This is a genomic window from Streptomyces iakyrus, assembly GCF_000717055.1.
Taxonomy (GTDB): Bacteria; Actinomycetota; Actinomycetes; order Streptomycetales; family Streptomycetaceae; genus Streptomyces; species Streptomyces iakyrus.
On sequence record NZ_JNXI01000001.1, the window covers coordinates 113,088 to 131,176 of the forward strand.

The 18,089-nt window shown below is 72.8% G+C and carries 17 protein-coding genes and 1 riboswitch; of the genes, 10 read left to right on the forward strand and 7 right to left on the reverse strand.

The window, feature by feature from the left end; all coding sequences use genetic code 11:
* Window positions 1-132: 132 nt before the first annotated feature.
* Genes OO68_RS00470 through OO68_RS00480 form a run of 3 tightly spaced genes read right to left on the reverse strand, consistent with a single transcriptional unit; the run spans window position 133 to window position 3,394 of the window.
* On the reverse strand, window positions 133-1,203 hold the full coding sequence (locus OO68_RS00470; protein ID WP_033306058.1) for a prenyltransferase/squalene oxidase repeat-containing protein: 1,071 nt from the start codon (window positions 1,201-1,203) through the stop codon (window positions 133-135).
* Complete coding sequence (locus OO68_RS00475) at window positions 1,200-1,955, reverse strand: class I SAM-dependent methyltransferase (protein WP_033306059.1); 756 nt, start codon at window positions 1,953-1,955, stop codon at window positions 1,200-1,202. The genes OO68_RS00470 and OO68_RS00475 overlap by 4 nt, the downstream gene beginning before the upstream one ends.
* Window positions 1,949-3,394 carry a glycosyltransferase family 4 protein gene (locus tag OO68_RS00480; protein ID WP_033306060.1) on the reverse strand — a complete coding sequence of 482 codons (1,446 nt, stop codon included), beginning with the start codon at window positions 3,392-3,394 and terminating at the stop codon, window positions 1,949-1,951. The genes OO68_RS00475 and OO68_RS00480 overlap by 7 nt, the downstream gene beginning before the upstream one ends.
* Window positions 3,395-3,605: 211 nt before the next feature.
* On the opposite strand from OO68_RS00480, the gene OO68_RS00485 reads away from it, so the two are divergent.
* A complete protein-coding gene (locus OO68_RS00485; protein WP_033306061.1) occupies window positions 3,606-4,265 on the forward strand; it encodes a TetR family transcriptional regulator in 660 nt (219 codons plus the stop codon).
* A 302-nt stretch (window positions 4,266-4,567) separates the two neighbouring features.
* Here OO68_RS00485 and OO68_RS00490 read toward each other — a convergent pair whose 3' ends face one another.
* The gene (locus OO68_RS00490; RefSeq protein ID WP_033306062.1) at window positions 4,568-4,801 is read right to left on the reverse strand and encodes a ferredoxin; all 234 of its coding nucleotides are present in this window, start codon (window positions 4,799-4,801) and stop codon (window positions 4,568-4,570) included.
* A 2-nt stretch (window positions 4,802-4,803) separates the two neighbouring features.
* Entirely contained in the window at window positions 4,804-6,255 is a 1,452-nt protein-coding gene (locus tag OO68_RS00495; protein ID WP_033306063.1) for an aldehyde dehydrogenase, read from the reverse strand.
* Window positions 6,256-6,413: 158 nt separating this feature from the next.
* Here OO68_RS00495 and OO68_RS00500 point away from each other — a divergent pair, with 158 nt between their 5' ends.
* The 3 genes from OO68_RS00500 to OO68_RS00510 all read left to right on the forward strand — a co-directional run bounded on the left by OO68_RS00500 (window position 6,414) and on the right by OO68_RS00510 (window position 8,954).
* The gene (locus OO68_RS00500; protein WP_033306064.1) at window positions 6,414-7,439 is read left to right on the forward strand and encodes a Strvi_7410 family MBL fold metallo-hydrolase; all 1,026 of its coding nucleotides are present in this window, start codon (window positions 6,414-6,416) and stop codon (window positions 7,437-7,439) included.
* Between the two features lie 63 nt (window positions 7,440-7,502).
* Window positions 7,503-7,970, forward strand: coding sequence for a nuclear transport factor 2 family protein (locus OO68_RS00505; protein WP_106974232.1), 468 nt, complete (start codon window positions 7,503-7,505; stop codon window positions 7,968-7,970).
* Window positions 7,971-8,048: 78 nt separating this feature from the next.
* Window positions 8,049-8,954, forward strand: coding sequence for a Sco1979 family transcriptional regulator (locus OO68_RS00510; RefSeq protein ID WP_078625114.1), 906 nt, complete (start codon window positions 8,049-8,051; stop codon window positions 8,952-8,954).
* A 4-nt stretch (window positions 8,955-8,958) separates the two neighbouring features.
* Here the strand turns inward: OO68_RS00510 and OO68_RS00515 are convergent, their stop codons facing one another.
* Both OO68_RS00515 and OO68_RS00520 read right to left on the reverse strand, forming a co-directional pair.
* Window positions 8,959-9,774, reverse strand: a complete 816-nt coding sequence (locus tag OO68_RS00515; RefSeq protein WP_033306066.1) for an SAM-dependent methyltransferase — start codon at window positions 9,772-9,774, stop codon at window positions 8,959-8,961.
* A 35-nt stretch (window positions 9,775-9,809) separates the two neighbouring features.
* The gene (locus tag OO68_RS00520) at window positions 9,810-10,490 is read right to left on the reverse strand and encodes a phosphotransferase (protein WP_033306067.1); all 681 of its coding nucleotides are present in this window, start codon (window positions 10,488-10,490) and stop codon (window positions 9,810-9,812) included.
* Between the two features lie 340 nt (window positions 10,491-10,830).
* Window positions 10,831-10,939, forward strand: a riboswitch (cobalamin riboswitch).
* Between the two features lie 92 nt (window positions 10,940-11,031).
* Here OO68_RS00520 and OO68_RS00525 point away from each other — a divergent pair.
* The 6 genes from OO68_RS00525 to OO68_RS00550 all read left to right on the forward strand — a co-directional run bounded on the left by OO68_RS00525 (window position 11,032) and on the right by OO68_RS00550 (window position 18,049).
* Complete coding sequence (locus tag OO68_RS00525; RefSeq protein WP_033306068.1) at window positions 11,032-12,246, forward strand: SCO2321 family membrane protein; 1,215 nt, start codon at window positions 11,032-11,034, stop codon at window positions 12,244-12,246.
* Complete coding sequence (locus OO68_RS00530; RefSeq protein ID WP_033306069.1) at window positions 12,243-12,875, forward strand: SCO2322 family protein; 633 nt, start codon at window positions 12,243-12,245, stop codon at window positions 12,873-12,875. Before OO68_RS00525 ends, OO68_RS00530 begins: the two co-directional genes overlap by 4 nt.
* A 91-nt stretch (window positions 12,876-12,966) precedes the next feature.
* A complete protein-coding gene (locus tag OO68_RS00535; RefSeq protein ID WP_245236884.1) occupies window positions 12,967-14,022 on the forward strand; it encodes an energy-coupling factor transporter transmembrane component T in 1,056 nt (351 codons plus the stop codon).
* Complete coding sequence (locus OO68_RS00540) at window positions 14,019-15,704, forward strand: ABC transporter ATP-binding protein (protein ID WP_033306071.1); 1,686 nt, start codon at window positions 14,019-14,021, stop codon at window positions 15,702-15,704. Before OO68_RS00535 ends, OO68_RS00540 begins: the two co-directional genes overlap by 4 nt.
* Entirely contained in the window at window positions 15,701-16,525 is an 825-nt protein-coding gene (locus OO68_RS00545; protein ID WP_033306072.1) for an ECF transporter S component, read from the forward strand. Before OO68_RS00540 ends, OO68_RS00545 begins: the two co-directional genes overlap by 4 nt.
* A gap of 315 nt (window positions 16,526-16,840) precedes the next feature.
* A complete protein-coding gene (locus OO68_RS00550) occupies window positions 16,841-18,049 on the forward strand; it encodes an argininosuccinate synthase-related protein (protein WP_033306073.1) in 1,209 nt (402 codons plus the stop codon).
* Window positions 18,050-18,089 lie beyond the last annotated feature (40 nt).

Genomic DNA, 18,089 nt, shown 5'->3' on the forward strand with positions numbered 1-18,089 from the left:
GCCCTGCGTGCGGTCCGGCGGGGCCCCCGGGAAGTGGTGGTGCACTCGCGCCGTGCTGAAACGCCTCGCCCAGCCGGAACCCTGCCCCGGTCTCACGCCGAAACGGACATCGCCCCATCACGAGCCGCACCCTCAGGCGCAGCACTCCGCCTCGAACCCCATGGGCAGTTGCTCCCCACCGAACACCTGGCACGTCGCCTCGTGCCCACCCAACGCGGCCACGGCCAGCAACAACGACCCCGCGGTCCACGTCGTCAACTCCTGCGGCCAGATCGCGCCGTCGTCGAAGACATACCCCGTCCAGTACAGCCCGCTCTCCGGATCCCGCAGGTGCTGGATCGACTGAAGGATCTCCAGCGCCCGGTCGGACTCCCCCATCGCCCACAGCGCGAGCGCGAGTTCGGCCGATTCACCGCCCGTCACCCACGGGTTGGGAACCACACACCGCACGCCCAGCCCGGGCACGACGAACCGTTCCCAGTCCTGCTCGATCCGGGCCTTGGCCTCCGCACCGGTCAGCGCACCGCCGAGCACCGGGTAGTACCAGTCCATGGAGTACCGGTTCTTGTCGAGGAACCGCTCGGGGTGGTGGCGTATGGCGTGCCGCAGCGCACCCGCCGCCAACTCCCAGTCGGGTTGGACCTCTTCACGCTGCTCGGCGATGGCCAGGGCGCAGCGCAGCGCGTGGTGGATGGAGGAGCTGCCCGTCAGCAGGGCGTCCGCGGTCTGCGTACCGTCGTCGTCGCGCCGCCAGCCGATCTGCCCGCCGGGCTGCTGGAGGTGCAGCACGAACTCCACCGCCGCGTACACCGCCGGCCACATCCGGTCCAGGAACGCGTCGTCGCCGGTGGAGAGGTAGTGGTGCCAGACGCCGACGGCTATGTAGGCGACGAAGTTGGTCTCCCGGCCCCGGTCGGTGACAGCGTCGGGGTCGCCGTCGGTGTAGGCGGCGTACCAGGAGCCGTCCTCGTTCTGGTGCCGGGCCAGCCACAGGTAGGCGCGTTCGGCGGCCTCGTGCTCACCGGCCGTGTCGAGTGCCATGGCCGCCTCGACGTGGTCCCACGGGTCGAGGTGGTGCCCCCGGAACCAGGGGATCGCTCCGTCCTCGCGCTGCACGGCGAGGATGCCGGCGACGGTCGCGGCGGCCTGCGCGGCGGTGAGCACCCCGGGCAGGACCAGGTGTTCCGTCCGGGGAGTGGTCACGTGGCGTCCGCCCCGGTGTCGGTGTCGGCCAGAGGCGGCAGGTGCGGCTTGGTCGCGTACGCCACGAAGCTCTTGCCGATCAACGGGTTCAGCGCCTGCTCGGCGACCCGGGTGGCCAGCGGCTTCTTCATGATGTCCCAGACGAGCAGCTTGTGGTACGCCCGCACCGGCAGCGCCTTGTCGTTGTCGACGCCGAACGCGCACTTGAGCCACCAGTAGGGCGAGTGCAGGGCGTGCGCGTGGTGCGTGCCGTACGGCTCCAGGCCGGCCTCGCGGATCTTCGCCACCAGCTCGTCGGCCTTGTAGATGCGGATGTGGCCGCCCTCGACCTCGTGGTAGGCGTCGGAGAGGGCCCAGCAGACCTTCTCGGGCCCGTAGCGCGGGACGGTGACGGCGATGCGCCCGCCGGGCTTCAGCACCCGCACCATCTCCGCGAGGACGCCCTTGTCGTCCGGGATGTGCTCCATCACCTCGGAGATGATCACGACGTCGAAGGACTCGTCGGGGAAGGGCAGCGCGAGGGCGTCGCCCTCCATGGCCGTGGCGGTGGCGCCCTCGGGGGCCTCGCCGGCCTCCTTCATCGCCGCGAACCACTTGGCGACCTCGCGGATCTCGTCGGCGTTCTGGTCCAGGGCCACGACCTGCGCGCCGCGCCGGTAGCACTCGAAGGCGTGCCGGCCGGCACCGCAGCCGAGGTCCAGGACGCGGTCGCCCGGGGCGAGCGGGAACCGGGAGAAGTCGACGGTCAGCACGTGGCCCTGCTTTCGGAGTTGACGCCTTCTACATCTGCCGGGGCTGCGGAGACAGCACCTGCGGTGCCTGCCGGGGCTACGGCCACGGCACCGGTCGAGGGGGCCGGAAGGCCGGAAGTCCGCGGGACGGCGCGCACCCCGGCGCGGTCGATCGCCTCGCGGTAGCGGGCCACCGTGCCCTCCGCGGCCCTGGCCCAGGTGAAGTGGCGCAGGACCCGTTCGCGCCCGGCCGTGCCGAGGCGGGCGCGGAGCTCCGCGTCGCCCAGCAGCCGGCCCAGGCCCGCGGCGAGCGCGCCCGCGTCGCCGGGCGGTACCGCGAGGCACGTCTCGCCGTCACGGCCGGCGACCTCGGGTATGGCGCCGCCGGTCGTGGCGAGCAGGGGCGTGCCCGTGGCCATGGCCTCGGCGGCCGGGAGCGAGAAGCCCTCGTAGAGCGACGGCACGCAGGCGACCTGCGCCGAGCGCACGAGGTCGACGAGTTCCGCGTCGGAGATGCCCTTGACGAACTCGACGGCCCCGGCGAGGCCGTAGCGCTCCATCGCCTGGGCGACCGGTCCTTCGGTGGGCCGCTTGCCGACGACGACGAGGTGGGCGCCGGGGTGCTCGGTGCGCACCTTGGCGAGTGCCTCGACGAGGTGCACCAGGCCCTTCAGCGGCACGTCGGCGCTGGACGTCGTCACGATCCGGCCCGGCACGACCGGCACCGAGGGATCGGGCGAGAACAGGTCGGTGTCGGCGCCGATGTGGACCACGTGGATGCGGTCCCGCCGGACACCGAGGTGGTCGATGATCTCCTGCTGCGAGGTGCCGGACACGGTGAGCACCGACGGCAGCCGGCGCGCGACGCGCTTCTGCATGCGCGTGAAGGCGTACCAGCGCCGCACCGAAAGGCGCCGCTTCCGTCCCTCGGCGGCGTCCAGCTCCAGCTGCCGGTCGACGGTGATGGGGTGGTGGATGGTCGTCACCAGGGGCGCGCCGACATCGCCCAGCAGGCCGTAGCCGAGGGTCTGGTTGTCGTGCACGACGTCGAACTCGCCGCGGCGGGCGCGCAGGTGGCGGCGGGCGCGCAGCGAGAAGGTCAGCGGTTCGGGGAAGCCGCCCGTCCACATCGTCGCGACTTCCAGCGCGTCGATCCAGTCGCGGTACTCGCCGCGTCCCGGCGTGCGGAAAGGATCCGGCTGGCGGTACAGGTCGAGGCTGGGCAGCTCGGTGAGACGCAGCCCGTCGTGGCCCTCGTCGAGGACGGGGTAGGGCTGGGCGCCGATGACCTCGACCCGGTGGCCGAGGCGGGCCAGTTCGCGGGAGAGATGCCGGACATAGACGCCCTGTCCGCCGCAGAACGGGTTTCCCTTATAGGTGAGGAGCGCGATGTGGAGCGGTCGCAAGCCGTCGGCGGCGGGGCCCTCCGTAGCCCCGGCCTGACTGGCCTCAGCGGTCACTCTGGGCCCCCTTCTCCCTGCACTGTCCCGCGAGATTACGCCGGGACGCTAATCTAGAACAAGTTTCAGACTTGATCGTTCGGAGGCTCTGAATCTACCGGCAGGTAGGGGTGCTGTGAGCAGTGGATCAGGTGATTCACGCCACGACCGGCGCCGTGCCATGCTGTGTGATCACTCGTCCTCACGGACGGTCACGGAACGGGACCGACACATGCCCGCGGAAGCCAAGGTGAGCGCCAAGGTGAACAAGCCGGCCAAGGTGGAAGCCAGAGCGGCAGCCCCCGCCTCCCCGCCCCTCACGGAGCGGCAGGAGGCCCGCCGCCGCCGGATCCTGCACGCGAGTGCGCAGCTGGCCAGCCGGGGCGGCTTCGACGCCGTGCAGATGCGCGAGGTCGCGGAGTCCTCGCAGGTGGCACTCGGCACGCTGTACCGCTACTTCCCGTCCAAGATCCACCTGCTGGTCGCCACCATGCAGGACCAGTTGGAGCACATGCACGGCACCCTGCGGAAGAAGCCCCCGCAGGGCGAGACGGCCGCCGAGCGGGTCGCGGAGACGCTGATGCGGGCCTTCCGGGCGTTGCAGCGCGAGCCGCACCTGGCCGACGCGATGGTCCGCGCCCTCACCTTCGCCGACCGCAGCGTGAGCCCCGAGGTCGACCAGGTCTCCCGCCAGACGACGGCGATCATCCTGGACGCGATGGGCCAGGAGAATCCGACGCCCGAGCAGCTCTCGGCCGTCCGGGTCATCGAGCACACCTGGCACTCCGCGCTGATCACCTGGCTGTCGGGCCGGGCCTCGATCGCCCAGGTGAAGATCGACATCGAGACGGTGTGCCGCCTGATCGACCTGACGGCACCAGCCCCTCGGTAGACGCCCGGACACGCCAAGGACCTACGAGACGGGTTCCCTTCGCCGGCATGGTCCGGATCAGGTGATGGGGGTCGCCTTCCGGGCGCCCGGCCTTGCGGCCCTGCGTCCTTCCGGCCTCTCAGCCCTACCGTCGCAGTCGGCACCAGCGGAAGCCGGAACTGAAGCTTCCCGCCGACGTCGGCTACTCCGGTCGGACTCCCTCACTCGCCTCGTAGGCCGATTTCCAGGATAGAACGCCCGAAGGGGAATGGAACCCCCTGATCCGTGATTTTTCGGGCGCCACGGTGCCGGTGCTCCGGGCGCTACTCGTCCGGTGGGAACACCGCCTCCCCGCTGTCCCCCAGCGTGATCGTGATCGCCTCCGCCGGGCAGCATTCGGCCGCCTCCAGCACCCGCTCGTTCGCGTCCATGTCGGGGGCCGTGGGGCGGGACTGGCGGGCGGTGTCCAGGCGGAAGCCGTCCGGCGCGTGGTGGAGGCACTGCGCCGAGCCGATGCACAGGGAACGGTCGACCTCGACGTGCCAGCGGTCGCCCATCGCTAGGCCTGGGCCGGGAGGTGGATCATCTTGTGCTCCAGGTACTCGCCGTACCCCTCGGGCCCGAACTCCCGGCCCAGGCCGGAGTTCTTGTAGCCGCCGAAGGGGCCGAGCATGTCCAGGCTGAAGGTGTTGACGGAGTACGTGCCCGTGCGGACCTGGCGCGCGATGTCGATGCCGTGCTCGACGTCCGCCGTCCACACGCTGCCGCTCAGCCCGTAGTCGGAGTCGTTGGCGATCTTCACGGCGTCGGACTCGTCGTCGTAGGGCAGCAGGCAGATCACCGGGCCGAAGATCTCCTCGCGGGCGATGCGCATGGAGTTGTCGACGTCGCCGAAGAGGGTCGGCTCGACGTACCAGCCGCGGTCCAGGCCGGCCGGGCGTCCGCCGCCGGTGAGGATCTTGGCGCCCTCCTCCTGGCCGATGCGGATGTAGTCGAGGTTGCGCTGCTGCTGCCGCCGGGCCACCAGCGGGCCCACCTGGGTCGCCGGGTCCAGCGGGTCGCCGACCGTCAGGGCGCCCGCCGCGGCGGCGAGGGCGTCGGCGAACTCGTCGTAGCGGGAGCGCGGCAGGAGGATGCGGGTCTGGGCGACGCAGGCCTGCCCGTTGTTCATCCAGGCCGCCGGGGCGATGCCCGCCACGGCCGTCTCGACGTCCGCGTCGGGCAGCACGACGGCCGCCGACTTGCCGCCCAGTTCGAGCGTCACGCGGGTGACGTTGCGCGCGGCGACCTCCATCACGCGCTTGCCGGCCGCGACCGACCCGGTGAAGGACACCTTGTCGACGCCGGGGTGCCCGACCAGGTACTCGCTGACGTCCCGGTCGGCGGGCAGGATCGACAGCACGCCCTCCGGCAGCCCGGCCTCGCGAGCGATCTCGCCGAGCAGATAGGCGTCGAGCGGCGACTCGGGCGACGGCTTGAGGACGACCGTGCAGCCGGTGAGCAGGGCCGGGGCGAGCTTGGCGGCGGCGACGAACTGCGGGACGTTCCAGGGGGCCACGGCGGCCACGACCCCGACGGGCTCACGCCGTACGAGGATCCGGCCCAGCACGCCGTCACGGCGCTCCTCGTGGGTGAAGTTCCGGGCGACGGTGATCGCCGAGTCCCAGACCATCACCGCGCCGAGCGCCTGGGCGAGGACGCTCCAGGAGTACGGCGAGCCGTTCTGGGCGGAGATCACGCGGGCGATCTCGTCGTGCCGGAGGGCGATGGCGTCCTTGATCCGGCCCACGATCTCGATCCGTTCGTCGAGGCTCATGCGCGGCCAGGGCCCCTCGTCGAACGCGCGCCGGGCCGCCGCCACGGCCCGGTCCACATCCGCCGTCGAGGCGTGCGGGACGCGTCCGATGACCTCCTCGGTGTGCGGCGAGATCACCTCGATGACGTCCTGGCCCAGGGGGTCGGTCAACTCCCCGCCGATGAACAGCTGTCCGTGTTCCACGAGCTCGGTCATGGCCGACTGCCTCCCCGGGAGCGTTCTCTGACGGTTCATCAGATATGCCCACTGATACCAGCCCCGCCCCGAGGAGTCCACGGACCGCGCATCACCGGGGGACCCCTATTGGAACCCGTTCTAGTTATAGTGACGGGGAGCCGGCGACAGGGGAGCCCATGACACAGGTGACCGATCACGGCGGAGGCGTCCGGTCCCTGCGGGTCCCGATCCCGGACAACCCGCTCGGCCACACGCTGGTGTACGTCGTCGACACCGACCGCGGCCCGGTGCTGATCGACACCGGCTGGGACGACCCGGAGTCCTGGGACACCCTCGCGGAGGGCCTCACGGCCTGCGGCACCTCGGCCGCCGAGATCCACGGCGTGGTCATCACCCACCATCACCCGGACCACCACGGCCTGTCCGGCCGGGTCCGGGAGGCGTCGGGCGCATGGATCGCGATGCACGCGGCGGACACCGCGGTCGTAATGCGGACCCGTGAGGCCCGCCCCGAGCGCTGGTTCACGTACATGGCGGCCAAACTCGCCGCGGCCGGCGCCCCCGAGGAACACATCGCCCCGCTGCGGGCGCCCCGCCCGCGCGCCCTGCCCGGCCTCTCCCCCGCGCTGCCCGACCGCGACATCGTCCCCGGCGAACTCCTGGCGCTGCCCGGCCGCCGCCTGCGCGCGATCTGGACCCCGGGGCACACACCGGGCCACGTCTGCCTCCACCTGGAGGAGACCCACCCGGCCCGGCTCCCGGGCCGGGGCCGCCTGTTCTCCGGCGATCACCTGCTGCCCGGCATCACCCCGCACATCGGCCTCTACGAGGATCCGGACGACGCCACCGTCACCGACCCCCTGGGCGACTACCTCGACTCCCTGGAGCGCGTCGGCAGGCTGGCCCCCGCCGAGGTCCTCCCCGCCCACCAGCACCCGTTCTCCGACGCCGCCGGGCGCGTACGCGAGTTGCTCACGCACCACGAGTCCCGCCTGACCGCCCTGCTGGCGCTGCTCGCCGAGCCCCTCACCCCCTGGCAGCTCGCCGAGCGCATGGAGTGGAACCGCCCCTGGGCCGAGATCCCGTACGGTTCCCGCACCATCGCCGTCTCGGAGGCCGAGGCGCATCTGCGGCGGCTGGTGAAGCTGGGCCGGGCGGAGGCGGTGCCGGGGGGCGAGCCGGTGAGGTACGCGGCGGTGTAGGCAACGGGCAAGGCCAGGTGCAACCGTGTCGCCGGATGGCCCGGAGGAATGCTAAGAACCCCCATGGACCCCATGGAGCACCTCCTCGCCGAACGCGCCTGCGAGCGCCTGATCCTGGACTTCGTCCACCGGCTCGACCTGGGCGAACCCTCCTCCGTCGCCGAGCTGTTCACGGAGGACGGCGTCTGGCAGTGGCCGCACGACGGGCGGCGGGTCGAGGGACGCGACGCTCTCCGCGCGTACTTCGGATCCCGTCCGGCCGACCGGCTGTCCCGCCGCATGATGTCCAACGTCCTGGTCACGGTGACCTCGCCGGACACGGCCCGGGCGGTCTCCTACTTCACGACGTACCGCGTCGACGGCTACGAGGGCGGTGTCGTCCCGGCCGGTCCGCCGGTCCAGATCGGGCACTACGAGGACACCTTCCGCCGGGCCGGCGACGGGACCTGGCTGCTCGCCTCACGAACCCTCCACCTTCCCTTCGGCGGACCCACCCCGCGTCCGAACGTGCCCGCGTCACAGGGCTCTTGACGTTGCCTGGCGCCCCCCAGGTCGTGCGGACACGGCCTAGGATGGTCGGACGCAACGCTCGCACCGGGAGAGACGCCCATGGGCACCGAAGAGGCCGCACGCACGACGACCGGCAGCGGGGCCCTGGACGGCGAATGCACCGGGCCCATGGTGCCGCGCCTCGCCCTCGGCGCCCGGCTGCGCGGGCTGCGGGAGGAGCGGGGCATCGGCCGGGCGGACGCCGGGCACGTCATCCGCGCCTCCTCCTCCAAGATCAGCCGGATGGAGGCCGGCCGCCACGGCTTCAAACTGCGTGACGTCGCCGATCTGCTCACCCTCTACGGCGTCACCGACGAGGCCGAGCGGGCCACCCTGCTGGCGCTGGCCGAGCAGGCCAACACCCCTGCCTGGTGGCGGTACTACAGCGATGTGGTGCCCACCTGGACCCAGACCTACCTCGGGGCCGAGCAGGCGGCGAGCCTCATCCGCTGCTTCCGGGTCCAGCGCGTCCCCGGCCTGTTGCAGACCCCCGGCTACGCCCGGGCCGACGTCCGGCTCGCCCACCCGGACGCGGGGGCGGCGGAGACCGACCGCCGGGTCGCGCTGCGGATGGCCCGCCAGCGAATCCTGCACCGGCAGCCGGCGACCCGGTTGTGGGCCGTGATCGACGAGGCGGCGCTGCGCCGCCCGGTGGGCGGTATCCGGGTGATGCGGGATCAGCTCAGGCATCTCATCGCCATGTGCGGGCTGCCGCACGTCACGGTGCAGATCCTGCCGTTCGCGGCCGGCGCGCACGCCGCGGAGGGCGGTCCGGTCACCATTCTGCGGCTGCCCGGCGGGCAGTTGCCCGACGTGGTCTACCTGGAGCAGCTCACCGGCGCGCTCTACCCCGACCGGCCGGCCGACATCGAGTGCTACTGGGACGCCATGAACCGGCTGGTGGTCGAAGCCGAGTCGCCGGACGAGACTCCGACCATCCTGCACCGCATCCTTCAGGAGACCTGAGCGCTCAGTTCTTGCGGGCGACGCCGCCGTACTGGTGCACCTCGGCGGGAAGCCCCAGGGCCGCCGCGTCGGGACGCCACCGCGAGCAGGAGGCCACGCCCGGTTCGAGCAGCTCCAGGCCATCGAAGTAGCGCGCGATCTGCTCGGGGCTGCGCAGGATGTACGGGATCGAACCGCCGTCGTTGTACTGCTGGATGGCGCGGACGTAGTCCTCGTCCGTGTCGGTGGAGTCGTACTGCACGAGGTAGCTGCCGGGGGGCAGGGCGTCCACGAGCTGCCGGACGATCGAGCGGGCCTCGTCGTGGTCCTCGATGTGGCCGAGGATGCCCATCAGCATCAGGGCGACGGGCCGGTCGAAGTCCAGGGTCTTCCCGGCCTCCCGGACGATCGTGCCCGGCTCGCGCAGGTCGGCGTCGACGTAGTTGGTGACGCCTTCCGCCGTGCTGGTGAGCAGCGCGCGGGCGTGGGCCAGCACCAGGGGGTCGTTGTCGACGTAGACGATCCGGCTCTCCGGGGCCACGCGCTGGGCGATCTGGTGGGTGTTGTCGACGTTGGGCAGGCCGGTGCCGATGTCCAGGAACTGGCGGATGCCCTCCTCGGCGGCCAGGTGGCGGACGGCCCGGGCGAGGAAGTAGCGGGCGGCGCGGGCGCCGGTCTCGATGCCGGGGAAGATCTCGCGGAACGCGTCACCGGCCACCCGGTCGACCTCGTAGTTGTCCTTCCCGCCCAGCCAGTAGTTCCAGATCCGGGCCGAGTGCGGCACCGAGGTGTCGATCTTGGGGAACGGCTCCTGCTCGGGGGTCTCCGCCTGATCGGTCATGGACGCTCCTGCGTGAGTGGTCGGGAAGCCCCACGTTAGCCGGTCCGCGCCCTGGAGAGGATCAACTCGGCTGCGGTATCGAGGAGTTCGACTTCGGCCCGGCCCATCGTCGGATTGGCACCCCGGCGGCGCAGGGCCTCGGTCAGTGCCGTGCGGGTGAGCGGGGACGGGCCGTCGAGGAGGGCGGTCAGCATGGTGTCCGCGGGGGCGGAGAGGGAGTCTCCGGCGACGGCGGCCTGCGCGAGGACCACCGCGGTCGCCGCCCAGTCCAGGCCCGGGTCGCCCTCCTCCGCGTCCGACCAGTCGATGACGCGAGGGCCGTCGGGGGTGATGATCACGTTCTCGGGGTGCAGGTCCAGGTGCAGGACACGGACGGCCGGGTCGGTGGCGCGCAGCGCGGGAACGGCGTGCAGGTCGCGCAGCAGCCGGGCGAGGATCGAGCCCGCCTCGGCCATCTCCAGGGTGCCCGCGAGGCAGGCCTGGAGCATGGTCGGGCCGGTGAGGCGTTCCATCACCAGGTCGGTGCGCGAACCGGAGGGCCGGACCCGGGGCACGGGATAGCCGTGGGCGCGCACGTGCTCCATCAAGGCGCCCTCGGCCGCCGCGTCACCCCCATCGCCCCGCTCCCGGCGCACCACCCACGCCGCGTCGATCTCGAACACATCGGCCCGCCGCCCGGATCCGAGCAGCCTTCCCGCCGGTGGTGTGATCGCCATGAAGCGAAGCTACCCCGCATCCGCGCCACCTCATCGAGGCCCGAGTCGCCCCCTGTCTTGGCCGGCCCCCGACTGCCGGGCGCTCCGCCGGCGTCAGGCCGAGCCACCCCGCGGTCACACGCCCGGCACGGGGGACCGAGCCACGACGTCGGCCGGTACCCGCAGCGTGTCCGGGGCCGAGCGCCCGGCTGCCCGCACCCCGGCACCGGACCATTCCGCAGCGCTGCCCCACCGGCACGTGGCACGTCGCACGTCGCACGTGACCAAGGCCCCACCCGGGCCCCTCGGCCGGATTCCTACGTGCGGGTACAGTAAGCGCGTCGTCATCACACCGTACGGGGGGAAGCCGGTGCAATTCCGGCGCTGACCCGCAACCGTGAACCGCCACCCAGGCGGTGAGCCGGATCGCCCCGTACGGTTTCGTGACCGGCTCGCGTGCCCGGCAGACCGCCGGGCACGGCACCGTCGAGGTATACGGAGCCGAGCCGCCGGGGTGTCCCGTGCTGCCCGGCTCCCCCACAGGGAGAGGCACCCGCCGATCATGAACGTCCGCCGCAGCGCCGCGGTCCTGGCCGCCGTCGCCGTGATCGGCGCCGCCACCCCGGCCGCCGCCGACCCGTCCCCGTCGCCCTCCCAGGCGTTCCCCTCCGCCCTGTACGGCGACAAGGACCCGAAGTACGACGGCGTCTGGCGCCAGTCGCTCGCGCTGCTCGCGCAGGACACCGTGGGTGTGAAGCCGGCGGCGAAGTCCGTGCAGTGGCTGGTGCGGCAGCAGTGCGCGGACGGCGGCTTCGCCTCCTACCGGCCCGATCCCACCACCGCGTGTGACGCCAAGACCCTGCTCGACACCAACGCCACGTCCGCCGCCGTGCAGGCCCTCACCGGGCTCGGCGGGCACGACGCCGTCACCCGCAAGGCCGTCGGCTGGCTGAAGTCCGTGCAGAACGAGGACGGCGGCTGGGGCTACGCGCCCGGCGGGGCCAGCGACACCAACTCGACGGCGATCGTCATCGGCGCGCTCACCGCCGCGGGCGAGAAGCCGGACCAGGTCGAGAAGGACGGCAAGTCGCCCTACGACGCGCTGCTGAAGCTCGCCCTGCCCTGCAGCGGGGACGGCGACGGCGCCTTCGCGTTCCAGCCGGACAAGAAGGGCGAGCTCGCCGCCAACGCGGACGCCACGGCGGCCGGTGTGCTCGGCGCGCTGGGCAAGGGCATGGTCGTCGAGCCCGGCAAGAAGTCCGAGGCGACCTGCGAGAAGGCCACGACGCCGCGGCAGGCGGCGGCGAACGGCGCGGGCTACCTCACCGCCGCCCTCGCCAAGGACGGCGACCACCTCATGTCCGCGCTGGCCGGTGCCGAGCCCCAGCCCGACTTCGGCAACACCGCCGACGCGGTCGTCGCGCTCGCCGCGCAGGGGGACACCGCGCAGGCGGAGAGGTCCGTGCGGTGGCTGGAGAAGAACTCCGCGTCCTGGGCCGCGCAGAGCGGTCCGGCCGCCTACGCCCAGCTGATCTTCGCCGCCCACGCGACGGGCACGAACCCGCGTGACTTCGGCGGCGCGAACCTCGTCAAGCAGCTGGGCGCGACGGGCCCGGCCCCGCAGACCGCCGAAAAGACCACGTCCGAGGCCGCGGACGAGAAGGAGGACTCCGGCTCGGACTTCTTCGGGGTCTGGTGGTACGTCGGCGTCTGCCTGGTCGCCGGCATCGGCATCGGTTTCCTGTTCACCGGCCGCAAGAAGCAGCAGCAGCTGTGATCCGCCGGGCCGTTCTCCTCCTCCTGGCCTCGCTCCTGCTGTGCGCGGGCGCGGGCCAGGCCCAGGCCGCCGGTTACCGGTACTGGTCGTTCTGGGAGCGCGACGCCGGCCGCTGGGTCTACGCCACCCAGGGTCCGTCCCTGGCCCGCCCCTCGGACGGCGACGTCCAGGGCTTCCGCTTCGCGGTGAGCGAGGACTCCGCGAGCGCGGTCCGGCCGCGCGGAACGGCCGACTTCGCGACGATCTGCGCGAAGACGCCCGCGCAGGAGGGCAGGAAGCGGGTGGCCCTGGTCATCGACTTCGGCACAGCGTCGGACGCCCCCGGCGGCGCATCCCCGCCCGCCGCCCGCACGGCCTGCGCCCGGGTCTCCCCCGACGCGACGACGGCCGAGGCCCTGGCCGCGGTGGCGAAGCCGCTGCGCTACGACACCAACGCCCTGCTGTGCGCGATCTCGGGCTATCCGGAGAAGGGCTGCGGCGAACAGGTCTCCGAGGAGCAGCGGGAGCGGCCTGCGGCGGAGAAGACCTCCCCCTCGGACGGCGGGCCGTCGCTCGGACTGCTCGCGGGTATCGCCGTGGTCGTGGTCCTGGGCGGCGCGGCGATCTGGCAGGTACGGCGGCGTGGCTAGCCGTCCCGCCCAGCCTGCGGGCCGTCGTGCCGGCACTGCGGAGCGCCGGGTTGCGCAGCCGCCCCGGCCGGGGCGGCAACGCCGGGCACACCTGCACCCGGGAGCCTGGTGGCTGTGGTCCCTCTCCCTCGGCACCGCCGCCACCCGCACCACCAACCCCCTGCTCCTCGCACTCCTCATCTCGGTCTCCGCCTACGTCGTGGCGACGCGCCGCCCCGACACCCCCTGGTCCCGCTCCTACGGCGCCTTCGTCAAGCTCGCCCTCGCGGTGATCCTGATCCGCCTCGTCTTCGCGATCGTCCTCGGCTCCCCCGTCCCGGGCACGCACACCCTCCTCACGCTGCCGGAACTCCCCCTCCCCGCCTGGGCGCAGGGCATCCGCCTCGGCGGCGAGGTCACCGCGGAAGCCCTCACCTTCGCGCTGTACGACGGGATGCGGCTGGCCACGCTGCTCATCTGCGTGGGCGCCGCGAACGCCCTCGCCAACCCCTCCCGTCTCCTCAAGTCCCTCCCGGGCGCCCTGTACGAGATGGGCGTCGCGGTCGTCGTCGCCCTCACCTTCGCCCCGAGCCTCATCGCCGACGTCCGGCGGCTGCGCGCCGCACGCCGGCTGCGCGGACGCCCGGACAACGGCGTCAGGGGCCTGCTGCACGTGGGGCTCCCGGTCCTGGAGGGCGCGCTGGAGCGTTCCGTGGCCCTGGCCGCCGCGATGGACGCCCGCGGCTACGGCCGTACCGCCCAGGTTCCGCCCGGCGTACGCCGTACCACCGCCGCCCTCACCCTCGGCGGTCTGCTCGGCGTCTGCGCGGGGACGTACGGCCTCCTCACGGCCGAAGGCGCCGCCTACGGTCTCCCCGTGCTCCTCGCGGGTCTGGCCGCCGCCCTCGCGGGTCTCAAGCTCGGCGGCCGCCGGTCGCTGCGCACCCGCTACCGCCCGGACCGCTGGGACGTGCGCGCCTGGCTGGTCGTCGCCTCCGGCGTCGCGACGGCGGCCCTGCTCGCCCTCGCCGCGGCCCGTGACCCCGCGGCCCTCCACCCCGGCGTGGTGCCCCTGGTCGCTCCCGCCCTCCCCCTCTGGCCGGCCGCGGCCGTACTGCTCGGCCTGCTGCCCGCGTTCGTCGCCCCCGACCCCAAGGAGCTGTCGTGATCCGCTTCGAGGATGTCTCCGTGACCTACGACGGGGCCGCCGAACCCACCGTCCGGGGCATCGACTTCGAGGTCCCGGAAGGTGAACTCGTCCTGCTGGCGGGCCCGTCCGGCGTCGGCAAGTCCACCGTCCTGGGCGCGGTCAGCGGACTCGTCCCGCACTTCACCGGCGGCACCCTGCGCGGCCGGGTCACGGTCGCCGGCCGCGACACCCGCACCCACAAGCCGCGCGAACTGGCCGATGTCGTGGGGACGGTCGGCCAGGACCCGCTGTCCCACTTCGTCACGGACACCGTCGAGGACGAACTCGCCTACGGCATGGAGTCGCTGGGCCTGGCCCCGGACGTGATGCGCCGCCGCGTCGAGGAGACCCTCGACCTGCTGGGCCTGGCCGGCCTGCGCGACCGGCCGATCGCCACGCTCTCCGGCGGCCAGCAGCAGCGCGTCGCGATCGGCTCGGTCCTCACCCCGCACCCGGGCGTCCTCGTCCTGGACGAGCCGACCTCCGCGCTGGACCCGGCGGCCGCTGAGGAGGTGCTGGCGGTCCTCCAGCGGCTCGTCCACGACCTCGGCACGACGGTCCTCCTGGCCGAACACCGCCTGGAACGCGTCATCCAGTACGCCGACCAGGTCGTCCTCCTGCCCGCCCCGGGCGCCTCCCCGGTCCTGGGCGGCCCGGCCGAGGTGATGGCCGTGTCCCCGGTGTACCCGCCGGTGGTGGCCCTGGGCCGCCTGGCGGGCTGGACCCCGCTACCCCTGACGGTCCGCGACGCCCGCCGCAGGGCAGGAGATCTGAAGCAACAGCTGGAAAACGCCCCTCTTCAGGGGCGCGGGGCTGCGGTCGATGTGCGGCTGCCGCCGCGTGGGCGCGACAAGCCACAGACGACCCGCACCCGCAAGCGATCCGCCCACCCCACCCCCGTAGGCGAAGTACGAGCCCTCTCCGTCTCCCGCGGCCGCATCCAAGCTCTCAGCCACATCGACCTCACCATCACCCCCGGCGAGACCATCGCCCTCATGGGCCGCAACGGCGCCGGAAAGTCCACCCTCCTCAACGCCCTGGTCGGCCTGGTCAAGCCCACCTCGGGAACCGTCCGGGTCGGCGAAGCCACCCCCCACCGCACCGCACCGAAGGACCTCGTCCGCAAGGTCGGCCTGGTCCCCCAGGAGCCAGGCGACCTGCTCTACGCCGACACCGTCGCCGCCGAGTGCGCGGCGGCCGACCAGGACGCCGGCGCGGACCCCGGCACCTGCCGGACCCTGGTCACCGAGCTGCTGCCCGGCGTCACCGACGACACCCACCCCCGGGACCTCTCGGAGGGGCAGCGGCTCGCGCTCGCCCTGGCCGTCGTGCTGACCGCCCGGCCCCCGCTGATCCTGCTGGACGAGCCGACCCGGGGCCTGGACTACGCGGCGAAGGCCCGGCTGGTCACGGTGCTGCGCGCGCTGGCCGCCGAGGGGCACGCCATCGTCCTGGCCACGCACGACGTGGAGCTCGCGGCGGAGATCGCCCACCGGGTGGTGCTGCTGGCCGAGGGCGAGGTGATCGCTGACGGCCCGACGGCCGAGGTCGTGGTCTCCTCCCCGTCGTTCGCCCCGCAGGTCACCAAGATCCTGGCGCCCCAGCACTGGCTCACGGTCGCACAGGTCCGCGCGGCCCTGCTTCCCGAGGCCACCTCGTGAGCACACAACGGCAGGCCCGGGCCGTCCGCCTCGGCCCCCGCTCCCTCACCGCCCTGGCGCTGGTCAGTGCGGTGGGCGTCGCCGGCTTCGGCTGGCCCTTCCTCGCCCCGCCCGGCTCGCGGATCGGCGCGCACGCGCAGGACGCGCCCTGGCTCTTCGCGGGCCTGCTGGTGCTGCTCGTGGCGGTCGTGGCCGCGGCGATCTCGGAGTCCGGTCTCGGCCCGAAGGCGGTCGCGATGCTCGGCGTGCTGGCCGCCACGGGGGCCGCCCTGCGGCCGATCGGCGCGGGTACCGCCGGGATCGAGCCGATGTTCTTCCTGATGGTGCTGAGCGGCCGGGTGCTCGGCCCGGGCTTCGGGTTCGTCCTCGGCTCGGTGACCATGTTCGCGTCGGCGCTGCTCACGGGCGGGGTCGGGCCGTGGCTGCCGTTCCAGATGCTGGCGATGGGCTGGTTCGCGATGGGCGCGGGCCTGCTGCCGGGCCCGGACCGGCTGCGCGGCCGGGCCGAACTCGCGATGCTCGCCGGCTACGGCTTCCTCGCCGCGTTCGCCTACGGCACGGTGATGAACATGGCGGGCTGGCCCTTCATGAGCGCTCTCGCCTCGAACGTGGCCTTCGATCCGCACGCGCCGGTCGCCGCGAACCTGGCCCGTTTCGTCGCGTACTGCGTCGCCACGTCGCTCGGCTGGGACCTGGGACGGGCCGTCGTCACGGTCGTCCTGACGCTCTCACTCGGCCCTACGGTGCTCCGGGCGCTGCGCCGCGCCACCCGCCGGGCGGCCTTCGAGACGCCGGTCACGTTCGAGACGCCCCGGCAGTGAAGCGCCCCACATGACCCGGGTCACCTACGAAGCGAGGCCGTGGAGAGCGCACCAGTTCACAGCCGGAACCGTCGTCCCGGATACGGCCGCTCATAGCAAGGGGGAACATTGCGGGCAGCCCCAGGAGCTGTTCCTCTGGACCGAAGGCGGCGGCCCCCTGATCCCCGGGGCCGTCGCCTTTCCCACCTGTGATCGGCCTGAAGCTCCGCGTCCGGGTCCGGTCATGGCCGGGCGCGGACTACGGGGATGCATTGTTCGGCGGGGGTCCGCACGGAAGTCTCCTTGTCTGTGACCAGTGCAGAGGTTGGAGAGGCCATGCGTTCCCCGCTCATACGTTCCTTCTCGCAGCTCGACTCCCTGGACCCGGACCGCCCCGTGGTGACACTGTTCAGCGGCGGGCTCGACAGCTCGTATCTGCTGCTGCGGCTGCGGCGGATGGGCATCCGCGAGGTGCACGCCGTGAGCGTCGACATCGGCGAGGACGAGTCCAGTACCTACAAGCGCCAGGTCGCCGAGGCGCTCGGCGCGACGATCCACATCCTCCACCGGCGGGCCGAGTTCGCCGAGGCGTACGTCGCTCCCGCGATCGCCGCCCAAGCCGTGTACCTCGGGATCCACCCCGTCAGCTCCACGCTGAGCCGTCCGCTGATCGCGCACAGCGCGGTCGAACTCGCCCGTACGCTCGGCGCGCAGGCCGTGCTGCACACCGCCAACCGCTCCCAGAACACCCTGCGCCGCCTCAACGGTGCGCTGACGCTGCTCGGTTACGAGGGCATGTTCGGCAGCCCCTACGACCTCGATCCCGTCACGCGCGACGACAAGCTCGCCGAGCTGCGCGACGCCGGCATCGACCTGCTCGCCGGACGGATCGTCAGCGGCGATTCCAACCTGTGGTGCCGCGAGTTCGAGTCGGGCATCCTCGACGACCCCGAGCTCCACGAGGTCCCCGAGGAGATGTACACCTGGAGCCGGCCGACCGCCCTCCCCGGCGACACCGACACCCTCACCGTCACCTTCGAGCAGGGACTGCCCGTGGCTCTCGACGGAGAGCCGCTGCCTCTGACCGTGCTGATCGACCGCCTCAACCGGAGGGTCGGCGCGTACGGACTCGGCCGCTACTCCGGCCTTGAGCACCTCGACCACGGCGAGAAGGTCCTCGAGATCCGGGAGATGCCCGCCGCCTGGCTGCTGCTCAGCGGCTACCGGCACGTCGAGAGCGCCTGCCTGGACGCCGAACTCATCCGCGAGAAGAGGCATCTGGAGCAGGTCTGGACACGTGAGGCCCTCGAAGGCCGCTGGTTCGGCGAACTGCGGCTCGCGGCACAGGTGTTCATCGACGCCTGCGCCGCCCGCACCACCGGGTCCGTGACCTGGCGGCTGCGCAACGGCGGTGCCGACACGCGCTCCATCACCGTCGGAGCCCCGCTGTATCTGCGCGACCGGGAGGCGTGGGAGGAGCGGGCGATCAGCGCGGAGTCGGCGCCGTTCGCCCCTGCGGCCGACCAGGTGCTCGCCGCCGTCTGACCCTCTGCCTTTCCCTCTCACCCCCTCCTCGCCCACTCGC

What these genes read in the sequence shown, in the direction of transcription:
- OO68_RS00485 (WP_033306061.1), top strand. Translation starts at nt 3,606, where the DNA reads ATGCCCGCGGAAGCCAAGGTGAGCGCCAAGGTGAACAAGCCGGCCAAG.
- OO68_RS00490 (WP_033306062.1), bottom strand. Translation starts at nt 4,801, where the DNA reads ATGGGCGACCGCTGGCACGTCGAGGTCGACCGTTCCCTGTGCATCGGC.
- OO68_RS00495 (WP_033306063.1), bottom strand. Translation starts at nt 6,255, where the DNA reads ATGACCGAGCTCGTGGAACACGGACAGCTGTTCATCGGCGGGGAGTTG.
- OO68_RS00500 (WP_033306064.1), top strand. Translation starts at nt 6,414, where the DNA reads ATGACACAGGTGACCGATCACGGCGGAGGCGTCCGGTCCCTGCGGGTC.
- OO68_RS00505 (WP_106974232.1), top strand. Translation starts at nt 7,503, where the DNA reads ATGGACCCCATGGAGCACCTCCTCGCCGAACGCGCCTGCGAGCGCCTG.
- OO68_RS00510 (WP_078625114.1), top strand. Translation starts at nt 8,049, where the DNA reads ATGGGCACCGAAGAGGCCGCACGCACGACGACCGGCAGCGGGGCCCTG.
- OO68_RS00515 (WP_033306066.1), bottom strand. Translation starts at nt 9,774, where the DNA reads ATGACCGATCAGGCGGAGACCCCCGAGCAGGAGCCGTTCCCCAAGATC.
- OO68_RS00520 (WP_033306067.1), bottom strand. Translation starts at nt 10,490, where the DNA reads ATGGCGATCACACCACCGGCGGGAAGGCTGCTCGGATCCGGGCGGCGG.
- OO68_RS00525 (WP_033306068.1), top strand. Translation starts at nt 11,032, where the DNA reads ATGAACGTCCGCCGCAGCGCCGCGGTCCTGGCCGCCGTCGCCGTGATC.
- OO68_RS00550 (WP_033306073.1), top strand. Translation starts at nt 16,841, where the DNA reads ATGCGTTCCCCGCTCATACGTTCCTTCTCGCAGCTCGACTCCCTGGAC.